The sequence below is a fragment of the Leclercia sp. GLN_9 genome, assembly GCF_043105735.1.
Classification (GTDB): Bacteria; Pseudomonadota; Gammaproteobacteria; order Enterobacterales; family Enterobacteriaceae; genus Enterobacter; species Enterobacter adecarboxylatus.
This window is the reverse complement of the sequence record NZ_JBICLV010000013.1, coordinates 266022-279377: the sequence shown is the minus strand read 5'-3', so window position 1 is coordinate 279377 and position 13356 is coordinate 266022. Positions and strand designations below refer to the sequence as shown.

At 50.7% G+C, this 13356-nt stretch carries 9 protein-coding genes, 1 tRNA gene and 1 pseudogene; 6 read left to right on the top strand and 5 right to left on the bottom strand.

The window, feature by feature from the left end:
• Positions 1-27 precede the first annotated feature (27 nt).
• Both ACF8PE_RS08220 and ACF8PE_RS08215 read right to left on the bottom strand, forming a co-directional pair.
• Positions 28-275 (bottom strand): annotated as a pseudogene (locus tag ACF8PE_RS08220) (penicillin binding protein PBP4B); the annotation flags it as partial.
• Positions 276-290: 15 nt separating this feature from the next.
• Positions 291-1670 (bottom strand): carbohydrate porin, encoded by a 1380-nt coding sequence (locus ACF8PE_RS08215; RefSeq protein ID WP_392494758.1) that lies wholly within the window; start codon positions 1668-1670, stop codon positions 291-293.
• 507 nt (positions 1671-2177) lie between these two features.
• Here ACF8PE_RS08215 and ACF8PE_RS08210 point away from each other — a divergent pair.
• From ACF8PE_RS08210 to ACF8PE_RS08190, 5 genes are all read left to right on the top strand, one after another.
• On the top strand, positions 2178-3617 hold the full coding sequence (locus ACF8PE_RS08210) for an MFS transporter (protein ID WP_163604458.1): 1440 nt from the start codon (positions 2178-2180) through the stop codon (positions 3615-3617).
• Between the two features lie 65 nt (positions 3618-3682).
• Positions 3683-5362: a glycoside hydrolase family 43 protein gene (locus ACF8PE_RS08205; protein ID WP_117385670.1), complete on the top strand. Its 1680-nt coding sequence runs from the start codon at positions 3683-3685 to the stop codon at positions 5360-5362.
• Positions 5363-5632: 270 nt separating this feature from the next.
• Complete coding sequence (locus tag ACF8PE_RS08200; protein ID WP_392494757.1) at positions 5633-6991, top strand: MFS transporter; 1359 nt, start codon at positions 5633-5635, stop codon at positions 6989-6991.
• A 31-nt stretch (positions 6992-7022) separates the two neighbouring features.
• Positions 7023-8378 carry an NAD(P)H-dependent oxidoreductase gene (locus ACF8PE_RS08195; protein ID WP_059308334.1) on the top strand — a complete coding sequence of 452 codons (1356 nt, stop codon included), beginning with the start codon at positions 7023-7025 and terminating at the stop codon, positions 8376-8378.
• Positions 8379-8429: 51 nt separating this feature from the next.
• Positions 8430-9314, top strand: coding sequence for an NAD(P)-dependent oxidoreductase (locus tag ACF8PE_RS08190; RefSeq protein WP_059308335.1), 885 nt, complete (start codon positions 8430-8432; stop codon positions 9312-9314).
• Here the strand turns inward: ACF8PE_RS08190 and ACF8PE_RS08185 are convergent.
• From ACF8PE_RS08185 to ACF8PE_RS08175, 3 genes are all read right to left on the bottom strand, one after another.
• Positions 9307-10311 carry a substrate-binding domain-containing protein gene (locus tag ACF8PE_RS08185; protein ID WP_059308336.1) on the bottom strand — a complete coding sequence of 335 codons (1005 nt, stop codon included), beginning with the start codon at positions 10309-10311 and terminating at the stop codon, positions 9307-9309. The genes ACF8PE_RS08190 and ACF8PE_RS08185 overlap by 8 nt on opposite strands.
• A gap of 173 nt (positions 10312-10484) precedes the next feature.
• Positions 10485-10572 (bottom strand) — tRNA-Ser (locus ACF8PE_RS08180).
• A gap of 145 nt (positions 10573-10717) precedes the next feature.
• Positions 10718-12346, bottom strand: a complete 1629-nt coding sequence (locus ACF8PE_RS08175; RefSeq protein ID WP_077227803.1) for an ABC transporter substrate-binding protein — start codon at positions 12344-12346, stop codon at positions 10718-10720.
• Between the two features lie 267 nt (positions 12347-12613).
• Between ACF8PE_RS08175 and yccA the strand changes: the two genes are divergently transcribed.
• Entirely contained in the window at positions 12614-13273 is a 660-nt protein-coding gene (gene yccA / locus ACF8PE_RS08170) for an FtsH protease modulator YccA (protein WP_032617416.1), read from the top strand.
• Positions 13274-13356 lie beyond the last annotated feature (83 nt).

Sequence of the window (13356 nt, the reverse complement as noted above, 5' to 3'; positions counted from 1 at the left end):
GGGACTCTCACGAGTCCCTTATCTATTTTACTTCAATGCCCCGTATACCTGATCAACAATCCAGCCGTATGTGGCTACGGGTAATAGTCCACTGATAAACACAGTTGGATTGATTTCAGGTCAACTACCGGGGAATACGGTCTGTTGCCGGGAATAACGTTAGCCATGTGATTAACAGCATCGATAGCCGTCAGCGTTCCTGTCCATCCGGTGTGTCCATAAGTTTCTTTACTGGCTAACACCCCGAATGCAGGAGTCTTTGAAGCGTTGCCGTTTTGCTTTTACCTTGCCTAGAACCAGGCTTCCCACATCGCGCCGACGTTGAAGTCGTCCAGCGTTTCATCCCGGGTGTTGTTCACGCGGGCGGTGCGCTCGTTATCCACCTTGCCGCCGGTGACGTAGAAGCGCAGCATCGGACGGAACTCCGGCCCCATGGCAATGGACATGTTCTGCGACAGGGTCAGCTTCCAGCCCTTGTTATCCCCGCCGTTGTCGTAATCAACATGCTGCCAGCCCGCTTCCAGCCAGGTGGAGTGAACGTCGTTCCACCAGTGCATCGGACGCACGATGGCGTTGTAGTTTTTACGGTTGTCGGTATTGTCCCGGCTGTTATCATAGTCGTGGAAGGCCAGCAGGTACTCCACCTGGGTCGCCTGGGTAAACTTGTACAGCCCTTCGAAGCTGGCGTAGACCGTGGTCAGATCCTCGGTTTTGTTGTACACGCTGTTATCTGAGTTATCAGAGTAACGGGCGATCACCTTGTTCACGCCGCTGTCACTGGTGTGGCTCAGGACCACGCCACCCTGCCAGGCGTTGGTCCGCTCTTCGGTGTCGATGGCTTTCGAGTCAAAGCCGTAGTTGGCGTACAGCTCCAGGTCGATCGGGCCGAGCTTCATGCCGTGAATTTTGGAGGTGGCCGCGTAGTTGCCTTTGTCCCCGGTGCCGGAGCCGCCGGTACAGGTGATGCGCGACGGGTTAGCTTCGTCGTCCATCACTTCCGGGCTGCAGGATTCCACTGCCGCCACGGTGGCCATGTCAAACTGCACCCCGCCGATGTCGAAGTTCTTCACCCCGGCACCCTGGCCGTCGTGGTTCATCCAGAAGTAGTCGTTGATGCCCTGCTGCGGACGCTGGTGGAAGTCACGCCCGGCCCAGATATAGGCGTTCGGGTTGGATGCCAGAATGTTGGTCACCCCGGCGTAGGCTTTTTTCAGGTTCACCTCGTCGCCCCAGTGGTCAATCATCACGTTGACGTCCCAGATGGCGCCGTTTTCGCCCTTAAAGGCTTTCGAGAGCTGGAACTCGCCGCCGTTGCCTTCGTTCCCCAGACGGCCAATGGCCGAGGCGCCGTTGTAGGAGCCGTCCACCGCGACGTATTTCTGGTCGGCAGCCTGGAAGTGCGCGCCGTAGCGGGCATAGCCGGTAAATTTAATGCCGAACGGGATGGCCATATCCGGGGACTGGGCGGCGCTCTGCGGCTCGGTCACCACGTCGGCCTTTTTCGCCACCGCGGCATCCATTTTTGCCTGGCGCTCGGCCAGGGCTTTGTCCACCGCTTTGGCCACAATGGCGTCGATTTGCTCCTGCGTGAATTCCTGGGCGAGGACAGAAACCGGGCAAAGCGCGGCGATAACCGCCATTGTTAATGGAAGTTTTTTAATCATATTCATGGTTATCTCAATATAGTTAAATTTTATTCAGACAATAACCACCCCGTTCCGCATTGACAGAATATGTCGCTGTCATCAGAACAGGTTGATTTTTATTTTTTATAGGGCCAGAGGTACACACTATTATCGTAAGGCTATCTCCTTCTCAGCATTATTGATGTTAAATTCAATAGCGCAGGCGCGCTCAGGAAGCGGCCAATAATCGGCTGAGACATACCCTCTATTTTCCTCGCCGGTAGCTCAATTACGTTATTTCACTATTGGAGTAAGATAATCCTCAAACGTGAACCGTGTCGCAAAAATACCCTTATATTTCCACCACATTGATAACCCTGCACCTGAACTATTTAAAGGTTTTAAATAAACCTGTGCTCGACGATCACAGAAGTAAAAAAACATAATTACTTAATTTAAAAACGTAATGGATTCTCCCGGGCTACCTGTGTCAGAAAGAGCCTAACATTCATAAAACAAATCGGAGATCGGATTAGAATGAGTAAAACGATAATGCAAAGCCGGCATGATGAATATCATAAATTATCTCGCGGGGAGCGCATTGGCTACGGGATGGGGGATTTTGCGCAAAACCTGGTGTTTGGCACGATTGGTGGTTTTCTGGCGCTTCACATGTTGACGGTAAATACCATCGGTACCGCCACGGCAGGTTTCATATTTCTTTTTGTCCGCATCATCAATGTGTTTTGGGATCCGATGGTCGGCACCTATGTTGATAAAAGAAGTTCAGCGGCGGGCAAGTACCGCCCCTGGATTTTAAGGGCAGGCGTTCCGCTCGTTATTCTTTCCGCGTTACTTTTTGCGCCTATTCCTGGCGTCAGAGGTTCCGTTCCCTTCGCCTTTATCGTTTATCTGGCACTGGATCTCGTTTATTCCGTGGTGAACATTCCTTATGGTTCACTGAATGCGTCTTTGACCCGTGATCCTGAGTCTATTGATAAACTGACCAGTACGCGCATGATGCTGGCAAACAGCGCCAACCTTCTGGTCTATACCCTCTTCCCCATGTTTGTCCAGATGGCCTCCCCCAAGGACCGCAGCCTTAAGGATACGGGTTTCTTTGGGCTTGAGCTGAATATGGGGAATTATACCGATCCTTCAGCGAATTACGCCTGGTTTGGGGTTTACGCGGTCTATATGGTCATTGGCGCGGTGGCACTTTTCATTTGCTATAAATTCACCAAAGAACGTGTTGTTGCCTCTGCAGAACAAACGGCCAACGTCAAAACTACAGATTTATTCCTTGAACTCAAAAATAACCGCCCACTGGTTATTCTTGGCCTCTTTTTCATGCTGGCCTTTACATTCATGTTCTTCATGAACACGGTGAATGGCTTTTTCAATCAGTATGTTGTCGGCCATTCCGAATGGATGGGTGCCGTTGGCCTTGTCGCGTCAATTCCGGGTATTTTGTTCCCCATTTTCTGGCCAAAACTGAAAAAAATCTTTGGTAAAAAAGGGTTCTTCCACATCTTCCTGGGCATGTTTATTGTGGGGGAATTATTGACTTACGTTTGGTCACGCGAAGGTATGCATGATGCACTCTGGCTGGCTTACATCGCCACCTTCATTAAACAATGGGGCTTAACCTCGGCGACCGGATTCATGTGGGCGCTGGTTCCGGAAGTGATTGCTTATGGTGAATTAAAATCAGGCAAGCGCAATGCCGCCATCATTAATGCCATCATGGGCCTCTTTTTCAAGATTGGTTTTACTATCGGCGGTGCGATTCCACTGTGGTTACTGGCTGTTTATGGTTTTAACGAAACAGGGGCACAGCAAAGTGCGAACGCTATCGACGGAATAATTGTTACCGCGGTCTGGATCCCCATTGTTTTAGCCTTTATCTCGATGATCGTTATTCACATTTATCCTATCTCAGATAAACATGTCACCGATATTAATCGTCAACTTGATGAGATCCGCGTGTAGTTTTAGATTCATCTTAAAGTCTTAGCAAAATTGAAGTCAGAAAAACATTAAAAAGGTAGAATGATATGTCGCTTATTCAGAACCCTGTACTGCCTGGTTTTAACCCAGACCCCAGCATTATCCGTGTTGGAGATACCTACTATATTGCCAACTCCACGTTTGAGTGGTTTCCCGGCGTTCGTTTACATGAATCCAAAGACCTGCAAAACTGGAATCTGCTGCCCAGCCCATTATCAACTACCGCGCTTTTAGATATGCGAGGCAATCCTTCGTCAGGTGGAATTTGGGCACCGGCGCTCTCTTACGCTGACGGCAAATTCTGGCTGGTTTATACGGATGTGAAAATTACAGAAGGTGCTTTTAAGGACATGACCAATTATCTGACCACCGCCACAGATATTCGTGGTCCCTGGACAGATCCTGTCAAACTTAACGGCGTGGGTTTTGATGCATCACTCTTCCATGATGATGATGGGCGTAAATACCTCGTACAACAAACCTGGGACCACCGGGAGTATCATCATCCCTTTGATGGCATTACCTTAACTGAGCTGGACACCCGAACACTAAAATTAAAACCCGAGACAGCGCGGACTGTTTATCGTGGTACTGCCGTTGCACTTGTTGAGGGGCCACATCTCTATAAACTGAACGGCTATTACTATCTTTTCGCTGCTCAGGGCGGGACTGTGTTTACCCACCAGGAAGTGGTGGCGCGCTCCAGAACCTTAGATGCCAACAGCTTTGAAACGGAACCGGGAGAGGTATTCTTAACGAACGTCGATACGCCCGACAGCTATATTCAGAAGCAGGGACATGGTGCGTTGGTTTCGACCCCCGGGGGTGAATGGTATTATGCCTCGCTTTGCGCGCGACCGTGGAATCGTCCCGGTGAATCCGCCTACGATCCCCGTGGCTGGTCAACGCTGGGCCGTGAAACCTCTATTCAGAAAGTCTACTGGGATGAAGATGGCTGGCCACGTATTGCAGGCGGCCACGGTGGAAAGACCTTTGTCGAAGGGCCAGCCGATGCCATTCATACCGAGAGCGCGAAAGACCATAGCCAGCACGATAATTTCACCAGTGCGACGCTCGATATTAACTGGAATACCCTTCGTGTCCCGTTCACCGAAAAAATGGGTACCACAGGCGATGGAAAGCTGACGTTAACGGGGCAAGGGTCTTTAGCGAACACCCATGACCTTTCTCTGATTGCCCGACGCTGGCAGGCTTTTTATTTTGATGCTCAGGTTAAGGTCAAATTTAATCCATTTAGTTATCAGCAAATGGCAGGCTTGACCAATTATTATAATGACCGTCACTGGAGTTTCGTTTTCATCACCTGGAATGAAATTAATGGCCCGGTGATTGAAATCGGTGAAAATAACCGCGGGAAATATACCTCTTATCTGAAAGATAACGCCATCAAAATTCCTGAAGGCACAGAATATGTTTGGTTCCGCACGAAAGTGCGCAAGGAAAGTTATACCTATGAATACAGCTTTGATGGCGTCACTTTCACGGAGATTCCGGTCAAGCTGGATGCCGCTGTTCTCTCAGATGATTATGTCCTGCAAAGCTATGGTGGGTTCTTTACCGGGGCGTTCGTGGGTCTCGCGGTCGTCGATTACTCGGGTTACGAGATTAGCGCAGATTTTTATGATTTCGCGTACCAGGAACTTGGCGATAGGTTGACGGCAAATGGCGCGTATAGCTGGGAGGCCAGCGAATCACGGTTTAATTAAAGGCTGACAAACCTACGTTATCGCAACGATAACGTAGGTTTACTCCAGAACAGGCTTACGTATCCCACTTCGTCCCCGCCCATGGTTAAAGTTTTTACCACTCGTTAACCTGGTCACAATTTTTTAACTTTCCATGCTCTTCTCTTGACTGTTTCCCTCTCAGTCGTAAAACTCATGAAAAAGTAAAACGTTTTACTTTTTGATAAGACTGTCGCGGTATTCATGCTTTTTCCGTGATTTTCAGTGGGTTAAACACTACTGGGATACATCATGAAACATGTAGAAGAGTTCGATAGTACGCTGGCAGGTGTGGGTGTCATGCCTGAGCCAGACAAGTCAGAAATTTCATCGCTGGCAAGTGGTGCGATAAGAAAAGCCAAATTCCGGCTGATGCCCCTGATACTGCTGATGTATCTGCTCGCGTTTATAGATCGTTCAAATATCGGCATGGCCGCGTTAACCATGAATCAATCCCTGGGACTGACGCCTGAACATTTTGGCTTTGCTGTCGGTATATTTTCTTTTGGTTATATCCTGTTTGAAATTCCCAGCAACGTGTTGCTGGAACGATACGGTGCACGTTTCTGGTTAGCCCGAATTATGATCACATGGGGCATCATTTCCATGGCGATGGCGTTTGCACAGGGCGTCGTGACACTCAGTATCTTACGTTTTTTACTGGGCGTGGCAGAAGCGGGTCTTGCTCCTGGTATTGTTTTCTATCTCACTACCTGGTTCCCCAAAAAAGAGCTGGCCAAGGTTTTTTCTATTTACTACCTGGGCGTTCCGCTGGCTGCAATTATCGCCAACCCGATCTCGGGTTACATTCTGGATAATTTCCATAATGTCGGCGGGCTGGAGAGCTGGCAGTGGCTGTTTTTAATTGAAGGCTGCCCACCGGTAATCTTGTCAGTTATTGTTTTCCTTTATCTCACCGATAAACCGTCCAAAGCATCCTGGCTTAAACCAGAAGAACGTCAGGCCTATCAGGATCTAATGGAAAAAGATCAACACGCTACCTTGTCCGTTGGGCACTCCGGTTTCAGGGAGATGATCAAAGATCGACGCGTCTGGATCCTGGGGATGGCCTATTTCTTCACCGTCATTGGTCTTACAGGCCTGGGTTTCTGGATGCCGCAGTTCATTAAACGCTTCGATTATTCAGATACTGTTGTCGGTATGCTGGGAACTATTCCCTATATTGCTGGTGCAGTCGTGATGTGCTGGTGGTCGAATCATTCTGATAAAACCGGTGAAAGAACCTGGCATTTTATTATCCCTTCGCTGATATTTTCTGTCGGTTTTGTGATCGCGGCCATCAGCGATTCACCCGTGATTTCTATGTTGGGATTAACAATATCGACGATAGGAATGCTGTCGTGCGTTCCAACGTTTTATACCCTTCCCGCCTCATTCCTTACCAGCCGGGGCTGTGCCGGTGGCATGGCACTGATTAATTCGATTGGCAACATTGGTGGATTCTTCGGCCCCTTCCTGGTTGGCCTCACCATCTCCATTACCGGTAAATCACAAAACGGCCTCTACCTGTTGTCCGTTCTGGTTTTGTTCTCGCCGTTGCTGATTTATCTCATGAGCAGAAGTCGCCGTCAGGTTGCTGGCTGGCGTTAATCCATCACATCCCCCTGTAAAGGAGTAGAAAATGAACTTAGCAGCATTGTTAGCTGAGCGTGCCTGTGCCGTAAAATCGGGTTCAGCACAACCTGTTCGTGTGGGTATTATCGGCGCCGGCAAATTTGGTTCGATGGTACTGGCCCAACTGCGACATCTTGAAGGGCTACACGTGGTGGCAGTGGCAGACCTCGATATTAAGAAAGCCCGTGCAGCACTGGCTCGTGTGGGATGGCCAGAAACGCAGTATCAGGCACAAAACATCGATGCAGCCTTGCGCGAAGGCACTACCTGCATCGTGGAGGATGCAGAACAGCTGATCCGTTGTGAGCAAATCAATTGCATTGTGGAGGCGACGGGACACCCCCTGGCAGGAACGCGTCACGCTCTTCATGCAGTCGAACATCACAAGCATGTGGTCATGGTCAATGTGGAAGCCGATGTACTGTGCGGGCCTTTGATCGCTGACCGTGCGCGCCAGAACGGAGTGATCTACAGCATGGCTTATGGTGATCAACCGGCGATCATTTGCGAACTGGTTGACTGGGCTAAAGCCTGCGGCTTTGAAATCGTTGCTGCGGGTAAAGGAATGAATTACGAGCCTCGGTACCGTTACTCTACCCCGGATACCGTATGGGGATTTTTTGGCTGGTCTGACGAAGAGGTCGCGGCCGGAGACTTTAATCCTAAAATGTACAACTCGTTTACCGATGGCACCAAAGCGGCTATCGAAATGGCCGCCGTCGCCAACGCGACTGGATTAGACTGCCCTGATAATGGGCTGGAATTTCCTCCTGCGGGGGTGCATGACCTGGCCCGCGTTTTCTCGCCAGAATCGGATGGCGGGCGACTGAGCCGAAGTGGGCTTGTTGATATCGCTGCCAGTCAGGAACCTGACGGACGTGAGGTGCTTAACAATATACGCTACGGCGTCTTCGTGACGTTCAAAGCCCGCGATGAATATAGTCGCGCCTGTTTTAAACAGTACGGATTACTCACTGACCCAAGTGGCTGGTACGCATCCATGTGGCGCCCATTCCATCTGATTGGTCTGGAAACCAGTATCAGTATTCTCTCTGCGGTATTACGAGGAGAAGCTACTGGTACCGCGTTAAGCTTCAGAGGCGATGCGGTTGCAACGGCAAAACGCGATCTTAAAGCAGGTGAAATGCTGGACGGTGAAGGTGGGTTCACCGTCTGGGCCAATGCCTTACCTGCCAGCATCAGTGTGGCGCAGGACTTCTTGCCTATGGGGCTGGCCCATCATGTCCGACTGGTGAAAGATGTCGCAAAAGATAAGGCGATTCGTTTCAGCGATGTCCATTTTGACAACAATCTGGACATCGTCGAACTGCGTAAGCAAATGGTCAGTCTTGCGGGATTATAAATGATGGCAATCCCCGTAACGGCCTAAGTTGCGGGGATATCAGGAGGACACATGAAGAGTCAAATACGTATTGGTTTGTTGGGGACCGGATTGATGGGACAACCGGTAGCGCGTCGACTTGCCGCTGCCGGATATGCGGTCGCGGTGTGGAACAGGTCGCCAGAAAAAGCGCTGCCATTAACCCGCGCGGGTATAACGATCAAACAATCCTCCGCGCAATTACTTGCTGACAGTGACGTCATCATCTGTCTGTTGAGCGATGCAACAGCCTGCGACCAGGTCATATTCAACCAGGATGCACTTCATAGCGTGGGTAAAAATACCACCATTATCATGATGAGTACGCTCTCCCCTGACATTGTTGTTGAACAAGCACGTAAGGCAAGCAGCGTCCAGGCTCACTATATCGACATGCCTGTTTCCGGCGGAACGATAGGAGCAGAGAAGGGTTCACTGTCATTAATGGCTGGAGGTGACAGAGAAATCGTTGATAGTCTTCGCCCTTTGCTCTCACATCTGGGGAAAGTTACACATGTCGGAGGCGTTGGAGCCGGTCAACTCACAAAACTTGCCAACCAAATCATTGTCGCCGGAACCTTAAGTTTATTGTCGGAAGCATTTACTCTCGCTCAACAAGGCGGTGCCGATCCGGCAAAGGTACGCGAAGCCCTGCTGGGGGGGTTTGCAGATTCCACCTTGCTGCAACACCAGGGCGAACGAATGGTTAAAGGAGACTTTGAGGCGCGAGGTGCTGCAAAGTGGCAGCTTAAAGATACGCGTAGTGCTGTAGCACTGGCGAAGCAACTTGATTTGACCCTCCCTTTGACTGAAACCGTGAATCAACTCTTTAGCCAGATGATTGATGCCGGAGAGGGTGAGCTGGATCATTGCGCCATCATTAAGCAAATTCAGCGTTTAAATAACGTCCTTATTTAATCCATGAAACACTTTCACGTTTAATTAAGGTACTGTCGAGTTCACAGGGTGTTTGCTGTTCCCCGGATAAACTCAAAAGCGCTTTATTGGCGAGTTCTTCGAGGGGATGTTTTATGACGCTAATGGATGGACTCAGCAGTCGACTCCAGTGGCTGTCATGATAAACAATTAATGAAAGATCGTCGGGTATCGATAACTTTAGCTCCCGAATACGCGACATAATGACTGGCGCTATTGAGGTATTGCCAATGATAATTGCTGTCGGTGGGTCTTCAAGCGATAGCAATTCATCAAGCGACTGGCTGGCTAGCGGATCGCGAAAATTTTTCACCACAATAAGCTGGGTATTACATTCAATCCCATTCGCCTCAAGGCCTTTCTTGTAGCCTTCCAGTCTTTGCAAAGAGGTGGAGGTATTAAGAGGTCCGCTTATCCATCCAATGCGCCGATGACCCTGTTCTGCCAGATAAGATGTCGCCTGTCGAGCGGACGTTTCATTATTAAAACCAATCACATTGGCGCGAGTAAAATCCTCCAGATAGCGATCGATGAAGACGATTGCGATCCCCATATCACTGATCGACTGCCACATGTCCTTATTAGCACTTGTCGGCGTTGCGATGATGGCTTTGACCCGCTTTTGCATCAACATTTCCAGGCTTTCTCGCTCGAGAAGCGGATCTTCCTGAGTCGTGACCAGAATGACATTCATCGCCAGTTCACGAGCACGTCGAACGATAAGATCAGAGATCTCAGAGAAAAACTCGTTACTGATGTCGGCCACCACTAAGCCAATAGTGTTATTCAGGCTGGTCTTGAGTTCACGCGCGGCGCTCTGCGGGGTATAACTAAGCGTTTGCATGGCAGCAATAATACGCTGACGGGTACGTTCAGAAACTGAACCGGTTCCGGGATTCAATACGCGGGACACTACGCCGATTGAAACGTCGGCTAAAGCAGCGACATCTTTGATGGTGCTTTTCTTTTTATCAACCAATGCAACACTTAGCCTCAGGTCCGCAGGATAGATAATTTCATGTTAGAGCAATCATGTTTCAATGAACATTGATATTTGGCTATAAACAGACCGGATGAGCACAGAGTTGTTATTCGACAGACAAATCAAAAAGCAAAAGCCCTGCGATATTGCTATCGCAGGGCTTTCTAATTTGGCGGAAGCGTAGAGATTCGAACTCTAGAACCCTTTCGGGTCGCCGGTTTTCAAGACCGGTGCCTTCAACCGCTCGGCCACGCTTCCTAAGTGAGGCGAACTATAAACACCTCTGTGTGCCCTGTAAAGTACGAGCACAATCGTTCGCCTGAAAAATAGTCAAAATGCGTTTAATCGGTTGAATAGACGACATTCTGACCATTTTATCAGCACAAAATCTTACCGCCGCTCATTAGTGCTTTTTGATGTACATATCTTTGGTGAAATAGTACCCCAGCTTATCCGGCGTGAAGCCCCCTACCCACGGCTTGACCAGGTGGGTGCGAACGTAGTGATAGACCGGGATCGCCGGTACGTCCCGGGCAAGCAGATCTTCGGCCTGCTGGTAGAAGGTGCCGCGCTCGGCGGTGGTCTTCGCTTTTGCGGCATTGACCAGCGCCTCGTCATAGGCCGGATTGCTGTACTGGCTGGTGTTCTCGCTGTCACCGGTACGGAAGTTATTCAGGAAGGTGGCCGCATCGTCGTAATCAGCGATCCAGGCGTAGCGCACCGCGTCAAAGTTGTGGGTGTGCATGGTGTCCAGCATCGTTTTCCACTCCTGGTTTTGCAGCTTCGCCTCTACGCCGAGGTTTTTCTTCCACATCGAGCTGGCGGCAATGGCAATCCGCTGGTGCGACTCCGAAGTGTTATACAACAGCTTGAAACTCAGCGGATGGCTGTCGTTATAGCCCGCCTCGTTCAGCAACTTCTTCGCTTCGGCAATGCGTTTCTCCAGCGGCCAGCTGGCGTAGTCCGGGCTGTTGAGTTTGACGCCACCGATATCCGGCTGGCTGATGACCCACGCCGGGCGCTGCCCCTGCCCTAACACTTTACCGGCGATAATGTCTTTATCCAGCGCCAGATTCAGCGCCTTGCGCACGCGCGGGTCGTTAAACGGTGGACGCGTAGTGTTGAACTCATAGTAGTAAGTCGCCAGCTGCGGGGAAACATCCAGCTCACTGCCCATCGTTTTTTGTAGCTGGGCAAACTGGTTGATCGGCACGGTATAGACAATATCAATTTCGTCCGCCTTGTAGCGGTTCACGTCCGATGCTTCGGAGGTGATGGGCAGGTACGTTACTTTGTTGATGACGGTATGGGCGTTATCCCAGTAGCGCGGGTTGCGCTCAGCGATGATCCGTTCGTTGACGACCCACTGGCTGAGGGTGTAGGCCCCGCTGCTGACAAAGTGCTCCGGCTTGGTCCACTTATCGCCATAGCGGCCAATCAGCACCTTATCGACCGGCACAAGCGACGGGTGCGCCAGCATGGCAAGGAAGGCCGCGTTAGGCTGGGTCAGCGTCACTTCCAGGGTGGTGTCGTTCAGGGCTTTGACCCCCAGGGTGTCGGGCGTTTTTTTGCCCTGGGCGATGTCGGCGGCGTTCACCAGGTGCATGTTGCCGAGGTAGCTGGCATACGGCGAGGCGGTTTTCGCATCCACCAGCCGTTGCCAGCTCCAGACCACGTCCTGAGCGGTGATGGCAGTACCGTCGCTCCAGGTAATGCCCGGGCGGAGATGGAACGTCCAGACGGTATTGTCTTTGTTCTCCCATTTTTCCGCCAGCCGCGGCTGGATCTCCCCTTCTGGCGAGACGCTGACCAGCCCTTCGAACAAATCGCTGATAATATTGAATTCGACATCGCTTTCGACCTTATGCGGATCGAGCGATGCCGGTTCATTGCCATTATTCCTGACCAGTTCCTGCTTCTCTGCCAGCTCTGTTCCTGCCGGTACGCTGGCGGCAAAGGCCGTTGCGCTTGCGCAAAGGAGCCCTGTCGTCAGCAAAGAGAGTGTAAATGTAGCGCGTGATGATGGTTTCATGTCCTTCGCCTTATAGTTTAGTTTTGACGATGCAAAATAACTCTTAGCGTTGCGGCTGGAATAAGGCAATATATTTCAGTGACCTATAAGAGCTTGATCTGATTAATCCTGACAAACCGCGGTTCGTTCTGCATATGGCGCGTTGTGGAAAATTTCATGCTGGCTCTGTCCCTAAGACGCTGAGTAAAGATGGGTAAAACCACTTTGTAACCGGCGCGTCGTTTTCTATTCTTGCCGTTAATTACATCTGTCATAAGAGAGTGACTCATGGATCGTATTATTAGTTCTTCACGCGACCGCACATCGCTGCTCAGCACCCACAAGGTGCTACGCAATACTTACTTCATGCTCAGCCTGACGCTGGCCTTTTCCGCGCTGACGGCCACCGCCAGTACGGTGCTGATGCTGCCGTCTCCGGGGCTGATCCTGACGCTGGTTGGTATGTACGGTCTGATGTTCCTGACCTACAAAACCGCTGATAAGCCAGTGGGTATTTTATCCGCGTTCGCCTTCACCGGTTTCCTGGGTTATATCCTGGGGCCAATGCTTAACACCTATCTGTCTGCCGGTATGGGCGATCTGATCGGTCTGGCACTGGGGGGCACAGCGCTGGTGTTCTTCTGCTGTTCCGCTTACGTGCTAACTACCCGCAAAGACATGTCTTTCCTTGGCGGTATGCTGATGGCGGGCATCGTCGTGGTGCTGATCGGTATGGTGGCGAACATCTTCCTGCAGCTGCCGGCCCTGCACCTGGCTATCAGTGCGGTGTTCATCCTGATTTCTTCCGGGGCGATCCTGATGGAAACCAGCAACATCATTCATGGCGGCGAGACTAACTATATCCGCGCTACCGTGAGCCTTTATGTGTCGCTGTATAACATCTTTGTCAGCCTGCTGAGCATCCTGGGCTTCGCCAGCCGCGATTAACCCATAGTGCTACATAAAAAGCCCCGCTTATGCGGGGCTTTCTTTTTTGGTAAACTGCCGCGGTTTTCGATAAACCTGTGATG

Excerpts from the sequence above, each read along its gene's own strand:
- ACF8PE_RS08215 (WP_392494758.1), bottom strand. The coding sequence starts at position 1,670 with ATGAATATGATTAAAAAACTTCCATTAACAATGGCGGTTATCGCCGCG.
- ACF8PE_RS08210 (WP_163604458.1), top strand. The coding sequence starts at position 2,178 with ATGCAAAGCCGGCATGATGAATATCATAAATTATCTCGCGGGGAGCGC.
- ACF8PE_RS08205 (WP_117385670.1), top strand. The coding sequence starts at position 3,683 with ATGTCGCTTATTCAGAACCCTGTACTGCCTGGTTTTAACCCAGACCCC.
- ACF8PE_RS08200 (WP_392494757.1), top strand. The coding sequence starts at position 5,633 with ATGAAACATGTAGAAGAGTTCGATAGTACGCTGGCAGGTGTGGGTGTC.
- ACF8PE_RS08195 (WP_059308334.1), top strand. The coding sequence starts at position 7,023 with ATGAACTTAGCAGCATTGTTAGCTGAGCGTGCCTGTGCCGTAAAATCG.
- ACF8PE_RS08190 (WP_059308335.1), top strand. The coding sequence starts at position 8,430 with ATGAAGAGTCAAATACGTATTGGTTTGTTGGGGACCGGATTGATGGGA.
- ACF8PE_RS08175 (WP_077227803.1), bottom strand. The coding sequence starts at position 12,346 with ATGAAACCATCATCACGCGCTACATTTACACTCTCTTTGCTGACGACA.
- yccA (WP_032617416.1), top strand. The coding sequence starts at position 12,614 with ATGGATCGTATTATTAGTTCTTCACGCGACCGCACATCGCTGCTCAGC.